Raw genomic sequence first — 16,543 nt, forward strand, 5'->3', positions numbered from 1 at the left:
GATTTGTCTCCATTACGGTCATTCGCCAAAGCACTAGTGCCATATGCATACCAATTTCTCGTTGGTCAGTACTAGCATTGCATATGCGGACCGGCGAGGCCGTTTAATAACGTTAGGCGTCAAAAAACTCACTTCACCGCTTAGGTAAGATTAAAACGAAAAACAGAACAGTATATGCTACTCAATTTTCACCGTCGATTTAAGTCCGTCACTCCATTCGAAACGATAAAACTGCCTGACTTCATGGTGCTTACGGGAGTTAATGGTGCAGGCAAATCGCATCTACTTGAGGCAATTGAGAACGGTGCAGTTTCGGTAGAGGGCGTTCCTCAAAACCAACCACAGGGTCTGCGCCCAATACGAAGGTTCGACAGCAATACGCTAGTTCCGCAAGATACAGGCCCCTTCTCTGCCGCCCAGATTTCGCAGGAACAATCCAGCTTTTGGAATGAGATTTCACAACATCGAGACCAGCAAATAAATCCATTCAAGGACACCTTGCGGCAGTTCGGATTGCCCGCCCTCGAGTCCATGGAGGTCAAGGAATTAATAGCATTAAGCCCCAATGATTTCGCGGCGCTAGGCATGGCACCCGAGCGCGCCACAGAGATCCACACAGCTATAGCCAATGCAGCAACGAATGCAAATCAGTACGTAACAAGCATGTTCGTTCGAAACGACCCACAGAATCGGTCGAAGCTAATATCGAGCATCAGTCGTACCGCGCGGCTGCCAGTGTTTGCAATGGAGCAAGAGGATTTTTTCGGCGAGTACCCAAAACTCTGGCAACCTGTCGACCTCTTCCAACAATCATTCGCTCGCTTGTTCTCAGCCTACCAGCGCCACTGGTCGCAGAACAAACTTAAGGCCGTTGCAAATTCAGAAGGCGAGAATGTGCCTTTTCTCACCGAGGCTCAGTTTGTCGAAAAACATGGCATTGCACCTTGGATTTTCCTCAACGAAATACTTAGTGTTGCTGAGCTTGATTTCAGAATCAACGAACCTTACAAGTGGGATGATCGTCCGTATGAACCAATACTGACGGATGTCAAAAGAGATGTGAGGGTCAAGTTCAATGACTTATCTTCTGGTGAGCGAATTCTTATGTCGTTCGCGCTCTGCCTGTACCACGCAAATGATCCCAACTCGGCTGCAGATTTCCCAAAATTAATTTTATTCGATGAAATCGATGCGCCCCTGCATCCGTCTATGACGCGATCTCTCCTGAGGACCATAGAGCGCACATTGGTAGATAAGCACCAGATAAAAGTTATTCTCACGACCCATTCGCCGTCTACGGTGGCCTTGGCGCCCAGTCAATCGATATTCGTGATGCACAAGCACGGTCAAAGCCGCTTAAAAGCAACGAGCAAAGATGCAGCGCTTGGCATTCTCACATCAGGGGTTCCAACCCTGAGCGTAAATTATGAGAACCGGCGACAGGTTTTTGTTGAAAGTAAGTACGATGTTCAGTATTACAGCGCGTTGTATGAAATCTCAAAGTCGTCACTAGACCCAGAGATCACCCTTTCTTTTATCGCATCTGGCCCAGGAGGCAACGGAAACTGTGAGCAAGTCAAGACACTAGTAGATCAACTCACGAACGGTGGGAACAAAACCGTAGTTGGCGCCATTGATTGGGACACCCGCAACGCCAGCACGCCCACTATTTTTGTTCTGGGTGAGAATGAGCGCTACAGCGTCGAGAACTTCCTACTTGATCCAGTTCTCCTTGCACTTTTACTGCTCCGAGAACGAATGGAGACCGCAGAGTCCCTCGGATTAACTCCGGAGACGCGTTACACAGACGCGCCAAAATTGAACAACGAGCAGCTACAGATGATTGCCACCGCGTTGGTGACAAGGGTTGCGAAGCCAAAGGAATTCTCTGGGCTAGATTTCGATGCTCATATAGAATTCAAATACGCCAACGGAAAGCATGTAACCGTACCTCGATGGTTTTCTCTGATTCAAGGCCATGCGCTTGAGGAGAAGATGAAAGAAGCATTTCAGCCGCTGCTTCGGTACAGAAATGAGCCCGATCTAAAGTTGGCAGTTATTCAACGGGTACTCGATGATTTTCCTCAGTTTATACCGGAGGCCATCATCACATTGTTCAAGCGAATTCAACGTGTCGGCCAGCTTGACGCCCAACCCGTCGCTACACCCGCAGCGTCATCGCTGGTTTCGCCCAAGGTTGAATTCCAACGCTAAAGGCCTGCTTTCCAAAAACACCAAAGACCGCTTAGGGTTGATAGCTGTCCTCCGATGTTGACGAGGGATTTTAGGCGTCTGACTCACACTCCCAACGTCGCCAGGCGGCCAGGAGCGGCCGGTCGCCGCCGCGATCTAGATTACGGAAGTTCGTGCGCGGCGGTATGCCTTAGGTCTACGTTCCACATGAATCGGATCATCCAGAGATGCCGTCGGCTACTGTTTTCCCGGTCATGTTTTTTTGCATTGTGCGTAGTTGTCGTTTTTGGAGAAAATTGCCGGCCATGTTATCCGGCATTCCGATGTTATGCGGCAGAACTGTCGCCATAAAACAAAGCTAGAGAATTCACCCCATGTCCGACAAGCCTATTCAAGAGCAGTTTGGTCAAGCGATCATCAATTCCGTCGCAGAGTTTGCGAGAAAGGATCTTGAAGACGTAGCAACGCTCTCAAGAACCCTTTTCTTTCACGTTACGGATCCGGCACTTCGAACAACCCTTGCTGAGACTCTCTACGGTGCGCGATGGATATACAAGCTTGGGCTAGCGTTGCTCGTGAAAGATGAAGAACAAATGGCTCACGTTCGCGCTCAACTTATCGACTACGGTGCTGTCTGCGAAGGGCTGCTGGTTGATCTAATTGCTCATGGCATTTCAAAAGGGCACGTTGCCGGATCGCGCTACAAGTTCAAGGACGTGAAGCAGCTGCAAAGGCCAATCAATTGGGGTGTGAAAGACATTCAAGGCCAAGTAACCCGTCAAACTTTTTATTGGCAGATTGCGGTTGCCGAAGAAGAGAGCATGATTTCTGAGTCGCTCGTCAAACGGCTTGACGCTCTACGACAGGACAGAAACACGGTCCATATGGCTGCTCGAACGTTTAAGGCGTATCTTGGCCGCTCTCATGCTGCCTTTGAAACATTGCACAAAGCCATAACCGAGGCAAAGGCATGGAAGACCGCGAATCCATGATGCCGTTCTCTAACATGGCGGTCGACCTCGCTCCCTTCGGGCGCTGCGCGATAAAATCGCGCAGCGCCGGTCACCTCTACGTTAGGCATCACACTTAACCGCACTGACCATCGCAGGTCAGCAAATTCACAACGACACTTTAAGGACAATGTGCAGAGACAAAGAACCATCAGGACCAGTTGGCTATTTGCCGTGGCAAACTATGTGGGTTGGCCATTGCTAGCCATCTACGGGTTTTGCATGTTTGCGTATCCCTGGCACACAGGTAGCTGGCGTTACGTTCAGGACGTTTGGGACAGATGGCAGACATTAAATGCAGGCGCCTTTGCATTCCTAGCGAGCTTGTTAGCCTTCAACATTGCGAAGTTCACTGAGAACCGCCAACGCGAGCGCGACTTCATCGCAGCACAGGCATTCTTGCCTTCCACTTTGAGCGGCATTATGGAGTACTGCACTCAGTCGGCGCGCATATTGGAGGCAATATGGGAAGCACCCGAGGCGAAAGCGAGGGTTCCCCAGTTTCCGTCTTTGCCCCAAGACTACCGCGAAGTATTCAGCAACTGCATACGTCACGCTGATCCTGATGTAGGTTCGTACCTCTCGAAAATCCTTGTAAGACTGCAAGTCCACGAAGCGCGACTTCGTGATGCCGTCGGCGAGTCTGCTAGGGATACTGAACGCATCTTGGATAGGCACAGTCTGCTGGCCTACTTACTTCGCCTCGGTGAGCTCTATGTCCTGGTCGGAAACCTATTCGGGTTTGCGCGCGGGGAAGAGATCTTCAGCGTCAAGAGCTTTACATGGGATGATTTCAGGTCGGCTTACTCAATTCTCGACCTTGAAGTCGATAATTTTTTTATCGACGATTCCATGAACCTTATGGCATTCACCAAGCGATGGATAGAGCGTACAAACAAGGCACCTTCAGATTCCGCGCAGTGACGCCTAGCCCGTCGCTCAGCCGGGCCCGCAGCGGCCTGCCGTCGCGGCCGGTTAGCTCCAACGTTGAGTGACGGCTTTCCTCACAGCTCAATGGCGGCAACGGGTCGGCAGCCGCCATCGCACCGGGAGATGGCATGAACGATGATTCTGCTTGCGGAAGAGCCAGCCAGCCTATCCAAGTAGGCATGAGGACTGCTTTTAGCAAAGGATAATACTTGGTAGTCGCTGCCGTCGCATAAACGCTCTTGACCGACAGCTTTGCGTCCGCACCACCCAGCGTTCTGATGCTATGCATTAGAGAATGCGCTGACTAAATCGACTTTTGCCGAACTGGCCGCTCGCAACCTATTGCTCTGCAATGACACACCGCACGAAATTTGAGTAAATAGGCGCTTCCTTAAGACTCCTCACACACGCAAATGGAAACATTAAAAATCCTTCTCCCGTTACTTGGCGTTCTGTTGGGCGCTTTAATATCAGGATTCTCCAACATCCTAAAATATAGGACAGAGCGCAGAAAAATCGTTGCAATGGCTCTCGCTGACCTGCTGGAAGTTCGGCATCATTTGGCTGGGGTCAATGTAGTTCTCAAAGAGTTGAATCAACGCTTTACTGTTCCAGCCGAAATATCAATTCATCTGCAAGCAGCCATTGAGCAACTTGCCCCCATTGATGCAGATGTTCATAAACGTTACGAGGCCGCGGTGACACTACTTGCTGGAATTGACCCGCTTCTTGGTTTCACGCTTCGCTCAAAAAACTCTCTTCCTAAGTTCATTAACTCAATAAGGGGCCTCGCCGAAGAAAACGGGATTTCGCTTGGAACGGTATCGCAAATAAGTGACCTCCTTCGTACTAGCTTGCTGCCCAAACTGGACGCGGCTGTAGTCGAGCTAGCTGGCCAACACTCGTGGCTCACGAAACGCAAGGTTGTGAAGCACATCGCCCGATCTGGCGAGTTGCCGCCTGAAGTCATAGCACTCTTCGACCAATTCGCGGCCATCTCGAAAGCGCCAAAAGAAGAAAAACCACCTGCGACTTCTGAAGGCTAGCGTAATGCCCACAAATTCGCGCAGAAAATCAAAAGACATGAATGACGTAACAGCTTCAACATCTGTCGCCAGCCTAACCATAGGTTCAACGCGGATGGACTCTCCGCATTTTGACGCCTACCAGTCAACCATTCTTCACAAAATTCGTGCATTGGGAAATGCCGCAGCGCATGAGATCACGCCACACAGCGATAGGCAGCTTGGGTTAGCAATGAATATTGCTGAGCACCTTCTCAAGGACGTATACATACTTTCCAAACAAGCAGAGGCAGAGTTCAAAGATGAGAGCTAGCCATGCGTTCCAGAGCGGCGCTCCGCCAGCAAGCCGGCTCAGCGTACTTGAGTATGCACATTGGCCCGAGAATGACCGTACACGTTGATCGCATCGAAGTGCAGTTTGGGCTTGCCCACGACTGTATACGTGCCTGCGTCTATTGCAGTTACATCGCACTCCGAAAAAGCGCAAGACCAGCATGGCAATCCATCATGGATATGTGCTACGCAGACGCTGTCATTACGTGGAACCAACTTTTTGGTTCAGACTCACAGCATGCCCACTGGAAAGGATTCACCACTCTAATCCCGATTCCAACCGGAGTACCGCTGAAGCCTTTCGGAAGGGAGATCATCTGCAACTACATCGGTATCAACGAAGAACAGTGGTCCTCATACCATACATCCATGGTCCGAACGAGGAACAACAGGCTTGCTCACTTCGATCATCGTTCGCCGCTTGCGGATCTCCCCAACCTCACTTGGGCATTGCACTCAGCCTATATTTATCGGGCCTGGTTGCTCGAACTACTGAAGGGATATCGGGCGCAAGGATACGCCATCGTTATAGACGAGACACCAGGAGATATGGTTCTAAAGATGTTTGAAGAGCAGATCGCAGAAGTCTGCATATAAAGGCCTACTACCAATTTGAGTCCGACGGCTTGCCTCAACCTCGACCTTCTGCATCCGATTGCAGTCCCAGCTCCTCCCCCTGCAGCCTCAGATCATAAACACACTGCCTCACCACCTTCGCCCTGATCTCCCTGCATCCCCGGGCACCGGATTGATCAGCACATTGCACTCCTCCAGCACGATCTCCGAGGGCACCAGCAGCAAGGCACTCACACCTTGCCAAAGCTAGGTGTCGCCCACGGCTTTTGCGCCACCGCCGCTTATGTCCGTAGCGGGATACTGGGCGGTGTTCTTCGCGATCCGCCAGAGTTCCATCAGGCGGCGATTCCGCACTCGATGCGGGCCAGGGGGTATCCATGACGAGGTCGACGCCTGCCTCGGTGTCGCGCGGAGACAAGCTGCTATTGCAGCTCCCTCGTCCTCCAGGACTTCGGCCGCACGGGCGGGCACCTTTTCAACGCAGTCGAGCTTGTCCGTCTCGGCCGGCCTGCGGGCTTGCCGGGTCTATCTGCTTGCAGCCTAGGTGGTGTCAGTTAGTGCGTCGTTTCCCGCCTTGACGCCTTCCAGCCCGCATCCTTGAATGCATTCAGACGCAGCCTCACCACAAGAACCTGCCCCGGGACTTGCCCCCCGCCCTCCCCGGCGCGTTGCAGCCCCTTCTCGCTGACAGGAGGTATCCATGCTCCGCCTGATCTTCTTCCTCACCCTCCTGCTCTTCCCGGGCTTGGCCGCCGCGCAGTACATCTCCGAGGAGGAATACTGGCGCCGCGTGTATGGCTTCGATCTGACGGAGTTGCATGACTTCAAGGGGGAGGTCCGGCAGCGGATTGACCGCGTGAACGCCCTGGAGGCCCAGCTCAAGCGTTGTGGCAACTGCGCCGACCGGGCGCGCCTTGCGGGTGAGCTGGAGCGTCAGGACGCGGAGCTGCGGCGCATGCTGTCGCCGATGTGCACGGCGATGATGGCGTTCAGCGGTATCGGCTTTGACGTGCCGAATGGTGTGGAGCAGATTTCGGAGATGACCGGCGTCGCGCCCCTGTGCCGCGAGGTGGGCAAGCGCGTCCGCGAGCAGGCAAGGAGCGAAACGCAGGCCGTGGAACGGGCCGAGTGGGAGGCCAAGGCCAGGTCGGGGCGCCCGGAAGACATCTTCAGGCTCGGCTCCTACTACGCGAAATCGGAGCAGCGGATCGATCTGGCCTGCCCCTATTTTCTGCTGGCTGCGCGCAAGGGCTACACGCCGGCGGTCAATTGGCTCAATCGCTGCAGCCCGACCAATCCAAAGGAATCATTCGCTCTGACCAAGGCCTGTGCCGAGAAGGGCGACATGACCTGCATGTACAACTATGGCTGGTACTTCACCTCCCTCCGTCCTCCCGACTCACCCTCGCCAGTCGCTACCGATGATGAGGAGGCCCTGCGCTGGTTTGATCGCGCCGCCGAACTGGGCATGAAGGCAGCAAAAGTGGATGCGGCGCGGCTGCGGCAGAAGATGAGCGGCGCCGAAGCCCCGCCGGAGCCTGCCCCAGCCCCGGCTGCACTGCCCTCCCCGCCCGGGGCGGGCAGGCCCGAGCCCTCGCCACCCCTCGTTGCCAAGCCACGACGCAGCGCGCAGGAGGCGGCCTGCGAGCGCCTCGGTGAGCGGCTGGAGCGTGATCGCCTGCGGGCCGCGACGCGGCCTCAGGATGTCGGCGTACAGCGTGCCCTTGCGAATCTGGAGCTCAAGTACAGCACGGACTGCCGCTGACTGGTGCGGCCGAGGAGACCTTCGCCCGGCTCTCGCGCCGCGACGCCCCAGCCATGCACGATTTCCAGCACTTCCTGCTGCCCAGCCAGCACACCGGCGGTGCCGCCCCCCTTTCCCCGCGCCCGGCCACCGGGGCGGGAACGTCATGCAATCAGTCACTTGCCTGTTTCTCCCGGGGGCCAGCGCGCCCTTGCCAGGCAGGGCACGATTGCTGCTATCAATTACGGGACACCCACTTCACAGCCCTCTGACACCCCGCACCCTGACGCCCGCGCTTCCGCTTTGCCGCCCCTCCCGGCCTGTGCCTGCCCTACCTGCTTTCTGCGGGGCGGTTGCGCGCGGCCGGTGTTGATGCGTCGGCGTACTACCGGCGGCCCTGGCGGCCCCTTGTGTGTCGATGGAGAATGGAACTGTATGCCTGCAATCGGCTCAATGAATCAGGATGTACCGCCCGATCTTCGTTTGGGCGTTGTTACGCCGACGGCCCCCGTGGTACACCCCCATCCACGGCTCGGCGCTTTTCCTTACGCGCACCGGCCACCGGATCACGACCTTTACATCAACACGCTCATGCCCACGACCGCCCCATCAGAGTCATATCGCCATTCCGAATGGCTTGCCTCCACCGAACTCCCGACCACCCACGGGGTGTTCTCCATGCACGTCTTCCGCACCACCATCCCGTCCGCCAACCAGGGCTTCCAGGAGCATGTGGCACTGGTCTATGGCACCACGGAAGGGGTCGCGGGGCTGCCGGTGCGGGTGCACTCCGAATGCCTCACCGGCGAGGTGTTCGGCTCCCTCAAGTGTGACTGCCGCGACCAGCTGGACCTGGCCCTGTCCGAGATCGTCCGGCTGGGCGCCGGCATCGTGCTCTACCTGCGCCAGGAGGGCCGCGGCATCGGCCTCGCCAACAAGGTGCTGGCCTACCAGCTCCAGTCCCAGGGGCACGACACCGTAGACGCCAACCGCCTGCTGGGCCTGCCCGACGATGCCCGCTCCTACGAGGTGGTGCCGGAGATGCTGGCCCACTTTGGCGTGCCCAGCATCCGCCTGATGACCAACAACCCCGACAAGCTCGCCAAGCTCACCAAACTCGGCGTCAAGGTGGAGAGCTGCCTGCCGGTGATCACCACGCCCAACGTCCACTCCGTCGGCTACATCCGGGCCAAGCGCCAGCGCATGGGGCACGCCCTGCCCGACGTGGCGGGCGCCCCGAAGCCCGAGTAGCCCCCCCGGAAGGCGGGCGGCCCCTGCTCCGCCCGCGTCCGGGACATCCCCCAGGGTTCAAGTTTGCATGACTAGATCGATCACGCCCCCGACGACACCGCCAGCGGGCGCCCCCTCCCTGCGGGGTCGCCGCGTCCTGTTTGCGTCGCTGGTGGCCGGCACCTCCGCGCTGCTGCTCGGCCTGATGGCGGCCACGCTCTTCGTCGAGGCGCCAGACCCCCTCGGCATCGCCATGCTGCTGCTGTTCGCCCTCACCCTGCCCTGGACCACCATCGGCTTCTGGAACGCGGTGATCGGCTTTGCCCTGATGGCCTTCACCCGCGACCCGGCCGGGCGGGTCGCCCCCCATCTCCACAGCATCCGTGGCGACGAGCCCATCACCACCTCCACGGCCCTGCTGATCTGCATCCGCAACGAAGACCCGCGCCGCCTGTCCCGCAACCTGGGGCTGATGATCGAGGGGCTGGTCGCCACCGGCGCCTCGCGCTGGTTTCACCTCTACATGCTCAGCGACAGCAACGACGTGGAGATCATCGCCGGAGAGGAGCGCATTGCCGCCGGGCTGAAGGCGCGCTTCGGGGCGGCCATGGACGTGAGCTACCGGCGCCGGGAAGGGGGCAGCGGCTTCAAGGCCGGCAACATCCGCGACTACTGCGAGCGCTGGGGCGGGCGCCACCCCTTCGCCATCGTGCTCGACGCCGACAGCGTGATGAGCCCCGCCGCCATGCTGCGCCTGGTGCGCATCATGCAGGCCAGGCCGCAGATCGGCATCCTGCAGACCCTGGTCACCGGCCTGCCCAGCGCCAGCCCCTTCGCCCGCATCTTCCAGTTCGGGATGCGCCTCGGGATGCGCTCCTACACCCTCGGCGCGGCCTTCTGGCAGGGAGACTGCGGGCCCTACTGGGGGCACAACGCGATCCTCCGGGTCGCCCCCTTCACCGCGCACTGCCACCTCCCCGTGCTGCCGGGCAAGGCCCCCCTGGGCGGCCACGTGCTGAGCCACGACCAGCTCGAGGCGGTGCTCATGCGCCGCGCCGGCTACGAGGTGCGGGTGCTGCCCGAAGAGGGCGGCAGCTGGGAAGAAAACCCGCCCACCCTGCCCGAGTTCATCCGCCGCGACCTGCGCTGGTGCCAGGGCAACATGCAGTACTTCCACTTTCTGCGCCTGCCCGGCCTGCTGCCGGTGAGCCGCTGCCAGCTCGGCCTGGCCATTGCCATGTACGCCGGCGCCCCCGCCTGGATGGGGATGATGGCCCTGGGGCTCCTGCGTCAGATGCCCCTGCGCCTGGATCTGGGCGCGGTGCTGTTTGCCACCACGCTGTTCATGAGCTTCGCCCCCAAGTTCGCCACCCTGGCCGACGTACTGCTGCGCCCCACGCTGCGCCGCGCCTACGGCGGCACCCTGCGGACGGTGCTCGGGGCGGTGCTGGAGACCCTGTTCTCCATGCTGCTGGCGCCCGTTGCGGCGGTGTCCGTCACCCTCTTCCTGTTCGGCCTGCCCTTTGGCCGCGAGGTGGGCTGGACGGCCCAGCACCGGGATGCCGAAGGCGTTCCCCTGGCGCTGGCGGCCCGCCGCCTGTGGCCCCACACCCTGATCGGGCTGCTCTTTGCGGCCGGCTTCTGGCGCGTGGTGCCGGACGCCATCTGGCTGTGGGCACCCTTCGCCCTGGGCCTGGCGGGAGCGATCCCCCTGGCCATGCTCAGCGCCCATCCACGCCTTGGAGCGGCCTTCGTGGCCCTCGGCCTGTGCCGCAGCCCCGAAGAAGCCCGGCCCCACCCCGAGCCGGAATTCGCAGCCCTGTTCTCACCCTTCGCCCCGGCCCCGCCCCTGGCGGCCGCAGCCCCCGGGCGCAACGAATGAACGCCCCCCAGCCGACGCCGGTGCACCTGGAGGAGGAAATCCAGTGGCGCGCTCTGCTGGCCGCCGCCCCGGGCACCCCGGACGGCACGCACTCGCCCCTCCACGCCCTGTACGGCCCCCTGCGCGACGCCCACCAGCAGCCCTCCTTCGCCATCGGCCACCTGGCCCAGAGCCTGGATGGGCGCATCGCCACCGTCAGCGGCGTGTCCCGCTGGCTCAGCGGCAACGAGGATCTGCTCCACACCCACCGCATGCGCGCCCTGGCCGACGCGGTGCTGGTGGGCGCCAGCACCGTGCTCCACGACGACCCGCAACTCACCGTGCGCCTGTGTCCGGGCACGCATCCGGTGCGGGTGGTGCTCGACCCCCGGCGGCGCCTGGACGGCAGCCAGCGGGTGTTCCACGACGGCGTGGCCCCGACCCTGCTGCTGGTCGGCGACGGCCTGGCCCGGCCGGGCGAGCACTTCGGCAACGCGGAGGTGGTGCCGCTGCCCTGCCGGCCGGACATCGGCCTCGACCCGCTGGAAGTCCGCCGCAGCCTGGCCCGGCGCGGGCTGCGCTGGCTGTTCGTGGAGGGCGGCGGGGTCACGGTGTCGCGCTTCCTGGCCGCCGGCGCCCTCGACCGCCTGCAGCTCACCGTGGCCCCGGTGATCCTCGGCTCCGGCCGGCCCAGCATCGTGCTGCCCGAGATCACCGACCTGTGCCACAGCCTGCGCCCCCGCACCCGACGCTTCCTGATGGGCGAGGACGTGATGATCGAGTGCGACTTCCGTGGCTGAGGCCGGCACCGCCCGCGCCTTCTGGACGCTCGCCCCCGGGCGGGGCGAGATCCGCGAGGCCCCGCTCCCGGCCCCCGGCCCCGACGACGTCCTGGTGCAAACGCTGCACAGCGGCGTCAGCCGCGGCACCGAGAGCCTGGTCTTCCGGGGCCGCGTGCCGGCCAGCCAGTGGTCGGCCATGCGCTGCCCCTTCCAGGAAGGCGACTTCCCCGGCCCGCTGAAGTACGGCTACGCCTCGATCGGGCAGGTGGAGACGGGCCCGGCGGCGCTGCAGGGCAAACGGGTGTTCTGCCTCTACCCCCACCAGGATCGCTACGTGGTGCCCGCCGACGCGGTGCATGTGCTGCCCGACGGGCTGCCCGCACGCCGCGGGGTACTGGCCGCCAACATGGAGACCGCCCTCAACGGCCTGTGGGACGCCGCCCCGCGCCTCGGAGACCGAGTCGCCGTGGTGGGTGCCGGCGTGGTCGGCTGCCTGGTGGCAGCGCTTGCCGCGCGCATCCCCGGGGTGCGCGTCGAACTGATCGACACCGATCTGCGCAAGGCCACCCTGGCCGCCGAACTCGGCTGCCACTTCGCCACCCCGCCCAAAGCCGGCCCGGACGCCGATCTGGTCATCCACGCCAGCGGCCACCCGGACGGCCTCGCCACGGCCCTGCGCATCGCCGGCTTTGAAGCCACGGTGCTGGAGATGAGCTGGTATGGCGACACGCCGGTGAGCCTGCCCCTCGGCGAGGCCTTCCACGCCCGCCGCCTGAACCTGCGCTCGTCCCAGGTGGGGGCCGTGGCCACCGCCCAGCGGGCCCGATGGACGCACCGCCGGCGCATGGCCCTGGCCCTGGAGCTGCTCACCGACCCGGTGTTCGACCTGCTGCTGAGTGGCGAGAGCCTGTTCTCCACCCTGCCCGCCACCCTCACACGCCTCGCCACCACGCCCGACGGGGCCCTGTGCCACCTCATCACCTATCCCTGAACCAGGAACCCTCATGTACAGCCTTGCCGTCTCCGACCACATCATGATCGCCCACAGCTTCAAGGGCGAAATCTTCGGCCCCGCCCAGGAGGTGCACGGCGCCACCTACGGCGTGGAGGTGGAGTTCCGCCGCCGCGAACTGGACGCCAGCGGGCTGGTGTGCGACATCGGCCTGGCCCTCCAGGTGCTCAAGGAAGTCCTCGCCGAGTTCAATTTCAAGAACCTCGACACCCTGCCCGCGCTGGCCGGCCGCAACACCACCACCGAAGTGATGGCCGGCGTGATCTTCCAGCGCCTCAAGGCCCGGGTGCTGAAGGGCGACGTGGGCCCCGGCACCGCCGACAGCCTGGAATCCCTGCGCGTGCTGTTGCGGGAATCCCCGGTTGCCTGGGCCGCCTTCGAGGGCCCCCTGCGCTGATGGAACTGGCCTTTCTGGTCCCGGGCAGCCTGGCCCAGATCACCGGCGGCTACCTCTACGACCGGCAGGTGGTGGACGGGCTGCGGGCCCGGGGGGCTGCGATCACGCTGTTCGAGCTGGCCGGCCACCACCCGGATGCCGATGCCCGCGCACGGCAGGCCGCAGCGGCGGCCCTCGCCGGGCTGCCCGATGGCAGCCTGGCCGTCATCGACGGGCTGGCCCTGCCGGCCTTCGCCGACTGCCTCGCCCACGAGGCCCGGCGGCTGCGCATCGTCGGTTTCATCCACCACCCCCTGTCCCTCGAAACCGGCCTGAGCCCGGACCGGGCACGTCACTTTGCCGAGCTGGAGACCCGCCTGTGGCCCCTGCTGCGCGGCGCCCTGTGCCCCAGCCCCCACAGCGCCGGCGCGCTGATTGCCGCGGGGGTGGATGCCGGACGGGTTGCCGTGGTCATGCCCGGCACCCCGCCCGCCGGGCCGCGCCCCCCGGATCGGGCCGCCGGGCCCCTGCGTCTCCTGGCCGTGGGCACCCTCACCCCGCGCAAGGGCCACGCCCTGCTGATCGAAGCCCTGGCCCGGCTGCGCAGCCACGACTGGCAGCTCGACTGCATCGGCAGCCAGGACCGCGCCCCCGCCACCGTCGCCGCACTGCGCGCACTGATCGGGCGGCATCAGCTGGACGGACGCATCACCCTGCACGGAGAGCTGCCTCCGGCACACCTCGCCGCGGCCTACCGCCAGGCCGACCTGTTCGCCCTGCCCTCCTGGCACGAAGGTTACGGCATGGTCTTCGCCGAAGCCCTGGCCTACGGCCTGCCCGTGGTGGCCACCACGGCGGGGGCCATTCCCCACACGGTTCCCGCCGACGCCGCGATACTGGTGCCGCCGGGCGACGTGGAGGCCCTGCATGACGCCCTGCACCGCCTCCTCACCGACAGCGCCCTGCGCAGCCGCCTGGCCCGGGCCGCCACCGCAGCGGGCGCCAGCCTGCCCGACTGGCCGACGGCCGTGACGCGCTGGGCCGCGGCCCTCCAGCAGGTGGCCGCATGAGCGGCTTCAGCCCGGACTGGCTGCGCACCCGCGAACCCTTTGATCTGGCCGCCCGGGACGGCCGGCTCGCCAGCCGCTTCGCCCACTGCACCAGCGCCAGTCTCGCCGCTGCAGCAGCCCGGCGCCCCGCGCACATCATCGACCTCGCGGCGGGCGCCGGTGCCAACTTCCGCGTCCTGGCGCCCGTGCTGAAGCAGGATCAGACATGGCTGCTGGTGGACCACGACCCCCGGCTCCTCGCCGCCCAGCAAACGGAGATTGCCGCCTGGGCCCTGGCCCACGGATGGCGCGTGACCGATGTGGGCGACGGCCTGCGCATCGACACCGGCACGGCCTGCTGGCAGGTGCAGGGCATGCAGCTGGACCTGGCCGCCGGGCTGGAGACCCTCGACCTGCGCGCCACCGACGGGGTCGTCACCACGGCCTTTCTGGATCTGGTCTCCGCCGCCTGGCTCGAACGCCTGAGCGGCCTGCTGGCCCGCAACCCACGCCCGCTGCTGGCCACCCTGAGCGTGGATGGCCACCGCCAGTGGCGACCTGCCCACCCCGCAGATGCCGAGGTGCTCGCCGCCTTCCAGCATCACCAGGGCGGCGACAAGGGCTTCGGCAGCGCCCTCGGCCATACGGCCCCGGCCCACCTGGCCGCCCTGTTGCGCGATGCCGGCTTCGCCGTGAGCCTCGCCCCCAGCAACTGGCACATCGGCCCCGGGCACCCCGGCATGCTGCAGCCGATGCTCACCGAAGCGGGTGCCGTCGCCCGGGCGAGCCAGGCCGTCACAGGCTCAACGATCACCGACTGGCTGGCCTGCCGCAGCGCCCAACTGGCCGCCGGCCAGCTGTCCCTGGAGATCGGCCACCAGGACCTGCTGGCCCTGCCGCCAGGGCGCTGAGGCCTCCGGGCCGACCTATACTCGACATTCGAGCCCGGTGCCCGGCGCCCCGGACATGCCTCACCCATCCGCAGAGGAGCCCCCATGGTCTGGAACCCCCTTTCTCCCCGTCGCCTGATGGCGGCCGCCCTGGGCCTTGCCCTGGCCAGCGGCACCTGCCAGGCGGACCCGCAGCGCTATGTGATCGACCCCGACCACTTTTCCATCGGCTTCAAGGTCGAACACATCGGCTACGCCTCCATCCTCGGCTTGTTCCTGAAGGCCAGGGGGGAGTTCGTGTACGACGAGGACACACGCCAGCTGGTGTCGGGAAAGGTGCACGTGGCCGCCGACAGCGTCTTCAGCAATCACGCCGGCCGTGACAACCACATCCGCGAGAGCGACTTCCTCAACGCCCGGGAATTTCCGGAGATCGTCTTCCAGGCCACCCGCTACACCCCGACGGGCGCCGGCAGCGGCAAGCTCGACGGCGAGCTCACCCTGCTCGGCCAGACCCGCCCGGTGAGCCTCGATGTGCGCCTCAACAAGGCCGCGCCCTATCCCTTCGCCCACCGCCGCCACACTCTGGGTCTGTCGGCAAGCACCACCCTCCTGCGCAGCCAGTGGGGCATGCGCTATGGCGTGGACGCCGGCCTGGTGGGCGATGCCGTACGCCTCGACTTCGAGTTCGAGGCCGCCCGCCAGTAAGCCCCCGTGGGCTCGGGCTCATTCGGCCCCACAAAGGCGGGCCTTTCCCGGGTGCCTAGCCGGCCACCACCTTCACCGCCTCACGCTTCCACTCGGCCTTGCGGCTCACCGACACGCGACGGGCCTTGGGGACGGCAAGGGGTTTGGCCAGGGTGATCTCGGCGCGTTTGATGGGGAAGCGCTGGCCGAGCACATCGAGCATGGCCTGGCTGAGGTGTTCGAGCAGGTTGAAGTGGCGGCCTGCGAGGAGGTCTTCGAGGGCGCTCACCACCTGGTCGTAGTCCACGGTGTGGCGGATGTCGTCGCTGCGGCCCGCCAGGGTGCCGTCGATGGCCAGGCGCAGGTCGATGTCGAGGGGCTGGGGGGTGGCGATCTCATGGGCGTAGATGCCGATGGAGGCCTGCAGGCGCAGGCCTTCGAGGCTGATGAGACAGTCGTCCATGTCAGTGCCCCTTCAGCACCGGGGCTTCCCAGTCCTGGTAGTCGTCGGTCTGGCGCATGCGCAGGGCGCGCTCGGCCGAGCGCAGGGTGTTCTCGATCAGCATGGTCACCGTCATCGGGCCCACGCCACCCGGCACCGGGGTGATCCAGCTGGCCTTCTCCTTCACCCCTTCAAAATCCACATCGCCGACGATCTTGCCGTCGGGCAAACGGTTGATGCCCACGTCGATGACGATGGCGCCCTGCTTGACCATCTGCGGCACGATCAGCCCGGGCTTGCCGGCGGCCACGATCAGGATGTCCGCCAGGATGGTGTGCTGGGCCAGATCCCGCGTCTTTGCGTGGCACAGCGTCACCGTGGCTTCCCGCTGCAGCAGCATCAG

16 protein-coding genes and 1 pseudogene are annotated in these 16,543 nt (G+C 63.0%); 15 read left to right on the forward strand and 2 right to left on the reverse strand.

Going from position 1 to position 16,543, the window contains the following annotated elements; genetic code table 11:
• The first annotated feature begins 174 nt into the window (after positions 1 to 174).
• The 15 genes from L6Q67_RS20155 (at position 175) to L6Q67_RS20225 (ending at position 15,719) form a co-directional block, all read left to right on the forward strand.
• A complete protein-coding gene (locus L6Q67_RS20155; protein ID WP_296573904.1) occupies positions 175 to 2,214 on the forward strand; it encodes an ATP-binding protein in 2,040 nt (679 codons plus the stop codon).
• A gap of 353 nt (positions 2,215 to 2,567) precedes the next feature.
• On the forward strand, positions 2,568 to 3,185 hold the full coding sequence (locus tag L6Q67_RS20160) for a hypothetical protein (RefSeq protein ID WP_296573907.1): 618 nt from the start codon (positions 2,568 to 2,570) through the stop codon (positions 3,183 to 3,185).
• A gap of 240 nt (positions 3,186 to 3,425) precedes the next feature.
• Positions 3,426 to 4,127 carry a hypothetical protein gene (locus L6Q67_RS20165; RefSeq protein ID WP_296573910.1) on the forward strand — a complete coding sequence of 234 codons (702 nt, stop codon included), beginning with the start codon at positions 3,426 to 3,428 and terminating at the stop codon, positions 4,125 to 4,127.
• A gap of 419 nt (positions 4,128 to 4,546) precedes the next feature.
• On the forward strand, positions 4,547 to 5,179 hold the full coding sequence (locus L6Q67_RS20170; protein ID WP_296573915.1) for a hypothetical protein: 633 nt from the start codon (positions 4,547 to 4,549) through the stop codon (positions 5,177 to 5,179).
• 37 nt (positions 5,180 to 5,216) lie between these two features.
• Complete coding sequence (locus L6Q67_RS20175; protein WP_296573917.1) at positions 5,217 to 5,471, forward strand: hypothetical protein; 255 nt, start codon at positions 5,217 to 5,219, stop codon at positions 5,469 to 5,471.
• 2 nt (positions 5,472 to 5,473) lie between these two features.
• Positions 5,474 to 6,088, forward strand: coding sequence for a hypothetical protein (locus L6Q67_RS20180; RefSeq protein WP_296573920.1), 615 nt, complete (start codon positions 5,474 to 5,476; stop codon positions 6,086 to 6,088).
• 679 nt (positions 6,089 to 6,767) lie between these two features.
• A complete protein-coding gene (locus tag L6Q67_RS20185; protein ID WP_296573922.1) occupies positions 6,768 to 7,832 on the forward strand; it encodes a hypothetical protein in 1,065 nt (354 codons plus the stop codon).
• 570 nt (positions 7,833 to 8,402) lie between these two features.
• A complete protein-coding gene (gene ribA / locus L6Q67_RS20190) occupies positions 8,403 to 9,062 on the forward strand; it encodes a GTP cyclohydrolase II (RefSeq protein ID WP_296573925.1) in 660 nt (219 codons plus the stop codon).
• 67 nt (positions 9,063 to 9,129) lie between these two features.
• A complete protein-coding gene (gene mdoH / locus L6Q67_RS20195; protein ID WP_296573928.1) occupies positions 9,130 to 10,923 on the forward strand; it encodes a glucans biosynthesis glucosyltransferase MdoH in 1,794 nt (597 codons plus the stop codon).
• Positions 10,920 to 11,702, forward strand: coding sequence for a RibD family protein (locus tag L6Q67_RS20200; protein WP_296573931.1), 783 nt, complete (start codon positions 10,920 to 10,922; stop codon positions 11,700 to 11,702). The genes mdoH and L6Q67_RS20200 overlap by 4 nt, the downstream gene beginning before the upstream one ends.
• Entirely contained in the window at positions 11,695 to 12,675 is a 981-nt protein-coding gene (locus tag L6Q67_RS20205) for a zinc-binding alcohol dehydrogenase (RefSeq protein WP_296573934.1), read from the forward strand. Before L6Q67_RS20200 ends, L6Q67_RS20205 begins: the two co-directional genes overlap by 8 nt.
• Positions 12,676 to 12,688: 13 nt before the next feature.
• Positions 12,689 to 13,093: a 6-carboxytetrahydropterin synthase gene (locus tag L6Q67_RS20210; protein WP_296573936.1), complete on the forward strand. Its 405-nt coding sequence runs from the start codon at positions 12,689 to 12,691 to the stop codon at positions 13,091 to 13,093.
• Positions 13,093 to 14,142 (forward strand): glycosyltransferase family 4 protein, encoded by a 1,050-nt coding sequence (locus L6Q67_RS20215; RefSeq protein ID WP_296573939.1) that lies wholly within the window; start codon positions 13,093 to 13,095, stop codon positions 14,140 to 14,142. The genes L6Q67_RS20210 and L6Q67_RS20215 overlap by 1 nt, the downstream gene beginning before the upstream one ends.
• Positions 14,139 to 15,032 (forward strand): hypothetical protein, encoded by an 894-nt coding sequence (locus L6Q67_RS20220; RefSeq protein WP_296573942.1) that lies wholly within the window; start codon positions 14,139 to 14,141, stop codon positions 15,030 to 15,032. Before L6Q67_RS20215 ends, L6Q67_RS20220 begins: the two co-directional genes overlap by 4 nt.
• 84 nt (positions 15,033 to 15,116) lie before the next feature.
• Positions 15,117 to 15,719 (forward strand): YceI family protein, encoded by a 603-nt coding sequence (locus tag L6Q67_RS20225; protein WP_296573945.1) that lies wholly within the window; start codon positions 15,117 to 15,119, stop codon positions 15,717 to 15,719.
• A gap of 55 nt (positions 15,720 to 15,774) precedes the next feature.
• Here L6Q67_RS20225 and folB read toward each other — a convergent pair whose 3' ends face one another.
• Positions 15,775 to 16,161 (reverse strand): dihydroneopterin aldolase, encoded by a 387-nt coding sequence (gene folB / locus L6Q67_RS20230; RefSeq protein ID WP_296573948.1) that lies wholly within the window; start codon positions 16,159 to 16,161, stop codon positions 15,775 to 15,777.
• Position 16,162: 1 nt separating this feature from the next.
• Positions 16,163 to 16,543 (reverse strand): annotated as a pseudogene (locus L6Q67_RS20235) (hypothetical protein); the annotation flags it as partial.

The organism is Zoogloea sp., assembly GCF_023150065.1.
GTDB lineage: Bacteria > Pseudomonadota > Gammaproteobacteria > Burkholderiales > Rhodocyclaceae > Zoogloea.

Bases quoted from the DNA above. Each gene is read 5' to 3' on its own strand.
- ribA (WP_296573925.1), top strand. From the start codon at position 8,403: ATGCCCACGACCGCCCCATCAGAGTCATATCGCCATTCCGAATGGCTT.
- L6Q67_RS20220 (WP_296573942.1), top strand. From the start codon at position 14,139: ATGAGCGGCTTCAGCCCGGACTGGCTGCGCACCCGCGAACCCTTTGAT.
- L6Q67_RS20225 (WP_296573945.1), top strand. From the start codon at position 15,117: ATGGTCTGGAACCCCCTTTCTCCCCGTCGCCTGATGGCGGCCGCCCTG.
- folB (WP_296573948.1), bottom strand. From the start codon at position 16,161: ATGGACGACTGTCTCATCAGCCTCGAAGGCCTGCGCCTGCAGGCCTCC.
- mdoH (WP_296573928.1), top strand. From the start codon at position 9,130: ATGACTAGATCGATCACGCCCCCGACGACACCGCCAGCGGGCGCCCCC.
- L6Q67_RS20155 (WP_296573904.1), top strand. From the start codon at position 175: ATGCTACTCAATTTTCACCGTCGATTTAAGTCCGTCACTCCATTCGAA.
- L6Q67_RS20180 (WP_296573920.1), top strand. From the start codon at position 5,474: ATGCGTTCCAGAGCGGCGCTCCGCCAGCAAGCCGGCTCAGCGTACTTG.
- L6Q67_RS20210 (WP_296573936.1), top strand. From the start codon at position 12,689: ATGTACAGCCTTGCCGTCTCCGACCACATCATGATCGCCCACAGCTTC.
- L6Q67_RS20170 (WP_296573915.1), top strand. From the start codon at position 4,547: ATGGAAACATTAAAAATCCTTCTCCCGTTACTTGGCGTTCTGTTGGGC.
- L6Q67_RS20215 (WP_296573939.1), top strand. From the start codon at position 13,093: ATGGAACTGGCCTTTCTGGTCCCGGGCAGCCTGGCCCAGATCACCGGC.
- L6Q67_RS20175 (WP_296573917.1), top strand. From the start codon at position 5,217: ATGAATGACGTAACAGCTTCAACATCTGTCGCCAGCCTAACCATAGGT.
- L6Q67_RS20200 (WP_296573931.1), top strand. From the start codon at position 10,920: ATGAACGCCCCCCAGCCGACGCCGGTGCACCTGGAGGAGGAAATCCAG.
- L6Q67_RS20160 (WP_296573907.1), top strand. From the start codon at position 2,568: ATGTCCGACAAGCCTATTCAAGAGCAGTTTGGTCAAGCGATCATCAAT.
- L6Q67_RS20165 (WP_296573910.1), top strand. From the start codon at position 3,426: ATGTTTGCGTATCCCTGGCACACAGGTAGCTGGCGTTACGTTCAGGAC.
- L6Q67_RS20185 (WP_296573922.1), top strand. From the start codon at position 6,768: ATGCTCCGCCTGATCTTCTTCCTCACCCTCCTGCTCTTCCCGGGCTTG.